The organism is Caballeronia sp. LjRoot29, from assembly GCF_964252755.1.
Classification (GTDB): Bacteria; Pseudomonadota; Gammaproteobacteria; order Burkholderiales; family Burkholderiaceae; genus Caballeronia.
The window spans coordinates 92,469-99,073 of sequence record NZ_CAXUPU020000031.1 but is presented as its reverse complement, the minus strand read 5'-3'; the positions used below and the strand labels follow the sequence as shown (position 1 = coordinate 99,073).

Annotated in this window: 7 protein-coding genes; 4 read left to right on the top strand and 3 right to left on the bottom strand. The window is 59.7% G+C overall.

All coding sequences use genetic code 11. The annotated features are described in order from the left end of the window. Positions 1–53: 53 nt before the first annotated feature. A complete protein-coding gene (locus tag ACSQ83_RS27430; RefSeq protein ID WP_414954515.1) occupies positions 54–659 on the bottom strand; it encodes a TetR/AcrR family transcriptional regulator in 606 nt (201 codons plus the stop codon). 130 nt (positions 660–789) lie between these two features. Here ACSQ83_RS27430 and ACSQ83_RS27425 point away from each other — a divergent pair, with 130 nt between their 5' ends. After that, positions 790–1,713: an NAD-dependent epimerase/dehydratase family protein gene (locus tag ACSQ83_RS27425; protein ID WP_436230334.1), complete on the top strand. Its 924-nt coding sequence runs from the start codon at positions 790–792 to the stop codon at positions 1,711–1,713. Between the two features lie 2 nt (positions 1,714–1,715). Then, positions 1,716–2,060 (top strand): DoxX family protein, encoded by a 345-nt coding sequence (locus ACSQ83_RS27420; RefSeq protein WP_436230333.1) that lies wholly within the window; start codon positions 1,716–1,718, stop codon positions 2,058–2,060. 85 nt (positions 2,061–2,145) lie between these two features. Here the strand turns inward: ACSQ83_RS27420 and ACSQ83_RS27415 are convergent, their stop codons facing one another. Together ACSQ83_RS27415 and ACSQ83_RS27410 are read right to left on the bottom strand one after the other, a co-directional pair. After that, positions 2,146–2,379 carry a hypothetical protein gene (locus ACSQ83_RS27415; protein WP_414954518.1) on the bottom strand — a complete coding sequence of 78 codons (234 nt, stop codon included), beginning with the start codon at positions 2,377–2,379 and terminating at the stop codon, positions 2,146–2,148. A gap of 346 nt (positions 2,380–2,725) precedes the next feature. Further along, positions 2,726–4,732, bottom strand: coding sequence for a thiamine pyrophosphate-dependent enzyme (locus ACSQ83_RS27410; RefSeq protein WP_436230332.1), 2,007 nt, complete (start codon positions 4,730–4,732; stop codon positions 2,726–2,728). A gap of 483 nt (positions 4,733–5,215) precedes the next feature. Between ACSQ83_RS27410 and ACSQ83_RS27405 the strand changes: the two genes are divergently transcribed. Both ACSQ83_RS27405 and ACSQ83_RS27400 read left to right on the top strand, forming a co-directional pair. Then, positions 5,216–5,548, top strand: coding sequence for a LysR family transcriptional regulator (locus ACSQ83_RS27405; RefSeq protein ID WP_414954520.1), 333 nt, complete (start codon positions 5,216–5,218; stop codon positions 5,546–5,548). Positions 5,549–5,676: 128 nt separating this feature from the next. After that, on the top strand, positions 5,677–6,603 hold the full coding sequence (locus tag ACSQ83_RS27400; RefSeq protein WP_436230331.1) for a glutamate cyclase domain-containing protein: 927 nt from the start codon (positions 5,677–5,679) through the stop codon (positions 6,601–6,603). The last annotated feature ends 2 nt before the right edge of the window (positions 6,604–6,605 follow it).

Here is a 6,605-nt window from a genome sequence, read left to right as displayed (position 1 = left end):
CAATTCTATAAACGCGCCTGGATCGTACGGAAACCGGTGCGCGGCTGTGCTCTTCAGCGAAGCGCAGCCGCTATCGCCTCGTCAATCTGCACCGCAAAGCGCGCTTCAACATTGGGCACCGTGAAGCCAATCGACAGTTCCAGATAGGCGTCGCCTAGCACCAATTGAACGAATGTCGCTGCCCGTATTGCCGCAGTCGATTCGTCCAATCGCTGTCGCAGAATTTTTGCGGCGAAGGCACGCACGACCTTTGCGCCATTCTCGTAAAACACCTGGCCGAGTTCAGGAAGACGCTCGGCCTCGGCAACGATGGCGCGGTAAAGCCGAAGATTGTCCAGCGTAATAAGGCTTCGTGCCAGTAACCATCCCAACTCGCGCAACTGGACTTCAGGTGATCCATCGGATTGCTCGTCCTGAGCGCTGGCAAGAAATCCACCCACGTGAGCGCACATCTCGCTGACCAGACCCACGAAGAGCGCCTCCTTCGACTTGAAGTGCCGGTAGACCGTCTGTTTGCCAACGCCCGCGGCTGCGGCGACATCGTCCATCGTTGCCAAGCCGAAACCCTGGCTTAAAAAGACGGCTTTGGCGCCGTCGAGGATGGCGGACCGCTTACGGCGTTGCAGCGGGCTCAGGTCGGGGAGAGTGGACGTGTTCATGTCAGATAAATAACAGATCATCGAGTAGTTGACAAGACTGGTCAGTCTCGTTTAGATTTGACGAAACGAGACCGGTTAGTCTCGTTCGTGCGAAATTATTGATTTTTCAGCCAGAGATCGAGGGAATGCTATGGAACTATTTATTACGGGTGGTACGGGCTTTATCGGGCAAGCGGTCGCGCGCAAGGCAATTAGTCTCGGCCATCAAGTGACAGCGCTCGTGCGCGACAACAAGTCGGCGGCCGCGGGTTCGCTGGCAAGTCTCGGCGTGAAACTGCATGTTGGCGACTTGCGTGAGCCGCAGTCGTTCGCAGCCGCTGCCGGTGCCGCCGATGGCGTGGTGCACATGGCGTCGACCAACGACGCTTCCGCCGCGGCTGCTGATGAGGCCGCGGCCGTAGCGATGCTGTCGCATTTGCATCCGGGCGCGGCGTTTGTCTATACGTCGGGCACATGGGTCTACGGGAATACGGAAGGTGAGCCCGCAACTGAAGCATCGGCGCTGAACCCGACGCCGCTTGTCGCCTGGCGGCCCGCAGTGGAGCAACAGGTGCTGGCGCTGGCAACACGCCGCTCGATTGGCGCAGTGGTCCTCAGGCCGGCGATGGTGCACGGCTACGGCGGCGGCGTCTTCGGCATGCATGCCGGCATGGTCCGTCAGACCGGCACGGTGAGGGTCATTGGTGATGGTCGCAACCACTGGCCTGCCGTTCACGTCGATGATCTCGCCACGGCCTACCTGAGCGCGGTGGAGCGGGCGGCAAGCGGGGACGGTCGAGTCGCGGGACAGATATTCAACGTGGTCGCCGAAGATGCGGTTGCTGTCGCCGAAATGGGTGAAGCGATTCGGGCCTCGGTCGGCGCCGATCGCGTCGAACCCTGGCCACTCGACGATGCTCGTAAATCACTTGGACCATTCGCTGACGCACTGGCGCTCGATCAGACTGTAAGTGGCCAGCGCGCCCGGGAAGTTCTCGGGTGGAAGCCCCATGGCCCCGGCCTGATCGCGGACCTCTCTGTGCAGAAGCACTTTCAACCGGGCAAAGGAGCATGACGATGGCGTTAGACATTCAATCCTTCGAATCGATTCTCACGATGATCGTAGCGGTTCTGTTCGCGATTGCCGGGGTAGTCAATCTCGCGGGACGTGGCGCGGTGAAGCGCGACTTCGAACGCTGGGGTTATCCGGCATGGTTCCGGTTGCTCTGTGGCGCTCTCGAGTTGCTCAGTGCGGCACTTCTTCTTGGACAACAGACCAGAGTTTTAGGCCTGACCTTGACCGGTGCGATCATGATTGGCGCGCTCTTCACATTGCTGCGGAACCGGGAGCCGTTCAAGCATCTCGCTCCGGCGCTGATCTTCTCGGCTCTTGTTGTTGTGACGGTGGCGCTTCGTATTTGAAGCTTGCCCGGGTAATCCGTTTTGCTTAGCGAAATTGCAGAGAACGCGTGGGGATCAGCTAACGCAATGACCGACGACTCGCAGCTCATCCTTTATACAGGGTGGCCTTGTGCCCTGTCGTGGCGCGATGCCAGATGACGTCGTCTGACAGCGTCGTTTCAATAAACTCAACCGGCACGCCGGCGTTGTCGATGACCGCAACACGGTAGTCGTCGATGGGTTCGTACGGCCCAAGAATGACCGTATGATTTTCAATCGCCGCTGCGAGGCCGCTTACCTTATAGGCAACATGCGGTTGCGTGCGCAGTAACGCGTGCAAGGGCGAATCACCTGTCGGCTTTGTGTATCTTCTCCAGGGCGCTCGAGACCTGGTTCAACGATAGAGCGTCGTGCAAGGCAATGGCAATGGCACCGCAATCGCGTGAATATCGGCACCTCAACTATTTGGGGGTCATAGTCGATTCAAGCAAACGTCTTCGCGTGTCGTCGCGGTTCGATTGCCGCGCCTAGCAATGGTCAGCGCCGGATTGAGTAAGCGAGACGCTCGGCAACTCATTTGCGCGCCGGCAACACACTTTGGCCTGCGTACTCCTCTGTATCGCCCGTTGCCTTCGAGGCAGGGACGTTTGCTATCGACTACGAACGCCTATGCTTCGCGCGCAGCGTCACACCGACAGATGGCCCGGCATCGTAATAGGCTCTGCCGGATCAACATGAACCTCAAGCAGCGCTGTGCGCGGTGAACGCAACAGCGCATCGATGGCAGGTTTCAGCCCTGCAGGACTCGTACAGCGCAGACCTTCCGCGCCGCATGCAGTCGCTATCTGCGCGTAGTCGATAGCACCGAGTTCACATCCATAGGCAGGGTTGCCCAACTCCTTTTGTTCGAAGACCACTTCCGCCAGCATGTCGTTGCGGAGAAGAACCACTTTGACCGGCAGGCCGTTCTTCACGGCCGTCGACATTTCCGCCATGAGCATCGCAAATCCACCATCGCCGACAATCGCCACCACTTGACGCGCCGGGTTGGCAAGCTGAGCCGAGATTGCAAATGGCAGGCCGGGCGCCATCGTGGCGAGCATGCCGGTGGCGACAAGTTGCTGGTTACGACGCAAGGTCAGGAAACGCGCAGAGAAATGCGTGTTCGCCCCACAATCCAGACACACGATTGCGTCTGGCGCCAATGCATCGCTGACAGCGCGGATGACGCTTTGCGGCCTCAGTGGAGTGCGTTCGGTCGCGGCTACTCGATCAAGCAGCGCATTCCACTGCACGACGCTTCCCTGGATGTCGCGCAGAAAGGCATCGTCCTTCTGACGCAGCAGGGGAAGTAGCGCGCGCAGCGTCTCCTTCGTGTCGCCGACAAGGCCCACTTCCACCGGAAAACGCAGTCCTATGCGTTCGGCCTTGATGTCCAGTTGTACACCGCGCGCGGCGCCCGGCTTCGGATACGAATCGACCCATGGCATCGTCGTGCCGATAATGAGTACCGTATCGCACCGATGCATGGTTTCCTCGGACGGAACCGTGCCAAGGTGCCCGATGCCGCCCGTGGAGAACGGTGAGTCGTCGGGCAGCACGGTGCGCCCAAGCAGCGCTTTGGCGACCGGTGCATTGAGCCGGCTTGCGACCTGTTCCAGTTCGGCTGTTGCGCCGAGCGCGCCTTGGCCCGCCATGATCGCCACCCGGTTGCCGGCGTTGATCAAGTCGGCTGCGGCCTGCAACTCATTGCGTGCCGGTGTCGGAGTGGGGCGGCTCCATGCGGTTGAAGTCCGTAAGCCGTGATTTTCGGAGGACGCTTTGTCTTCAGAGAAATGCATGCCCTGCACGTCTTTCGATACCGTCAGGTGCGCGACGCCGCGCGAGCCGAGCGCGGTGCGGCAGGCGATGTCGGTGACTGTCAGCGCATGGCGGGGACCCGTCACAACGGTGTTATAGAGCGCGACGTCCTGCATCAGTGCAGAGGTGTCGACGCTCTGCTGAAAGCGCGTTCCGATCAGGTCGTGGAAGGTGAGGCCGGTGATGGCGAGAACCGGTGCGCCGTCGAAGTGGGCGTCGTATAAACCGTTCATCAGGTGCACGGCGCCGGGTCCGGTTGTTGCGACGCAGACACCCAGACGTCCCGTTGACTTGGCCCATCCCGATGCCATGAACGCCGCAGCTTCTTCGTGCCGCACGCCAATGAAGCGGATCTTGTCCTGGCGCCTGCGCAGCGCTTCGATGATGGGATTGATGCCGTCGCCGACCATGCCGAAGACATGATCGACATCCCAGGCCAGCAAGGTTTCGACGATCACGTCGGCCGTCGTTGCGTCGCTGTCAGGCTGAAACGACGGCTGGCGCCCGAGCGTCGCGGGCTGCCCTGAAGGCGACGCCGCCGTCTGCGCCGAAGCGGTCCGGACGGCGAGCAGGCCGGCACCCCCGGCGGCAGCCGCACGCAACATCGCACGGCGTTGCGGGGACTGCGGTCCCTCGTCGGCGGTGGTCCGGTCAAATTTTGAGTCGGATGGTGGAGTCGAAGTCACGACGTACTCCCGATAACACGCAGCCAGATCTGCGCGGTCCGCGCTTCGCGCACTGGTATTGGCATCGGCGAGGCACGGGTCGCCTAGAGCAACCTGACGACGGATCAGCAAGCCGTGATCCCGACGCTTCACTGGCCGTTGCTGCATCTATGGATCGAGAAGACGGTCGAGACAACGAATAAGTTGACTAAGACGCCGATGCTCTCTTTTGCATTTAAGGGCAAACACAGTATTGCCGGACGCGTCGAGCAACGGCTAAGAGATGGGTTGTCATCTGCAACCTCAAATTTTGGAGGCCCGCAGCAGTGCAAGCGTGTCGATGTACTCCCGGATGTTCGTCACTTTGTCATTTCGAACCGTAATGGCGAAGACCCAATATGTTTTACCAACCCCGGCTGCTGCTTAGGGCGACTTCTGCGCGACGAGTTCTCTCGCCAAGAGGAAATAAGTCGGAGCCGTAAGCGCCGCTACTCGCATGCACCGCCGTCCAAGGCGTTTCCTCGCAGAGAGTCCCAAAAGCTCCCGTTGCTTAATCCGCAACGGCGGACGCTTGAACTTGCACGCAACAGGTTTTGTTTCGAGTTATTCTGATAGAAATACCTGACGTATATTTCGTGACGGGAGGACGGAATGGTCGATTTGCTCAATCTCAAGAACTTCGTTGTCTTATGCCAGGTAAGGAACTTCGGCCGGGCGGCCGAGCGTTGTCACGTGTCGACGTCTGGATTAAGCAGACGAATCAGTGGCCTGGAAAATTGGGTCGGCGCGCCGCTTTTCGACCGGTCGCGTCCATCGCTCGAATTGACGGAAGCCGGAGTGCGCTTGCTCGATGTTGCCGCGCAGGTTGTTGATGCGCTCGAGTGCGCTCGGGAGCTTATCCAGGGAGATCGGATTCACCAGTCCGATTTTCCGTCGGGTCCGCAATGCAATCGGCTGGACCTTTTACTCATGCACCGGCCATAACACCTAGACCGCTAGCACTTTGCGATCTTCAAAAAAAATTGTCTCATTTCAAGAAATACGGATTACTAAATAAATTACGAAAACCCATCAGTTCAGGACTGTCAGTCGAAAAACCCCGGAGAATTGAAATGCCTCTTGTGATCGATGCCATTGAAGAAGTTGTCGGACGTACCGTGCGTCGCGATATAAGCCGTCTCGTCGCGTTCGCGAAGGGTAACCTTGAGAAGGCCGCGAGATCCATCGCTGAACATCCGGCGCCGCACGTGGGAATCGTATGTGGGTTTTTTGTGCGGCACGCCGAGCCGCCTTCACCGGAAACAGACGGGCTCAATGGCATGGGTCAACTCGCCGCGGGACTGGTAGAGGCGGGAATTCCGGTAACGGTGATCTCGGACGCTCCGTGCGGGAAAGCTGCGTGGGCCGTCACCGACGTGTTGCCCGGCAAGGTGGCTCTGGAAATCGTGTCGGTGAACGCCGCGTCGGTCCGGCGTCTTCGCGAGCACCTCGAAACCTCGGAAAAACCACTGACGCATATCATCGCAATCGAGCGATGCGCGCCTGGATCGGACGGCAAGCCGCATCGCGAGCATGGCTGGGATATCTCCAACGACACCGCGCCACTGGACCTGCTTTTCAGGGACGAAGGATGGGAGCCGAAATGGACGACCATCGGCGTTGGCGATGGCGGCAACGAGATCGGCATGGGCGTGCTGCCAAAGTCGCTGGTGGAATCCGATATTCCCAACGGGCCGTTGATCGCCGCCACCACGCCAGCCGATTACCTTATCGTGGCGGGCGTCTCCAACTGGGGGGCGTATGGCTTACTTGGCGCGACCGCACATCTTCGTCCCGATCTCGCGCCGAAGTTGCTCAAGCACTTCAACGGCAAAATGGAATTCACGATCCTCGATGCCGCGGTGCACGTCGGCCAGGCAATCGACGACAGCAGGGTGGACCGTCTGGGGCAATTGCAGATGACCATCGACCGCTTGCCGCTCGATAACCACATTGCGGTGATCGACGAGATCGCGGCGTTGGTAACGGAGGCCCGATGACC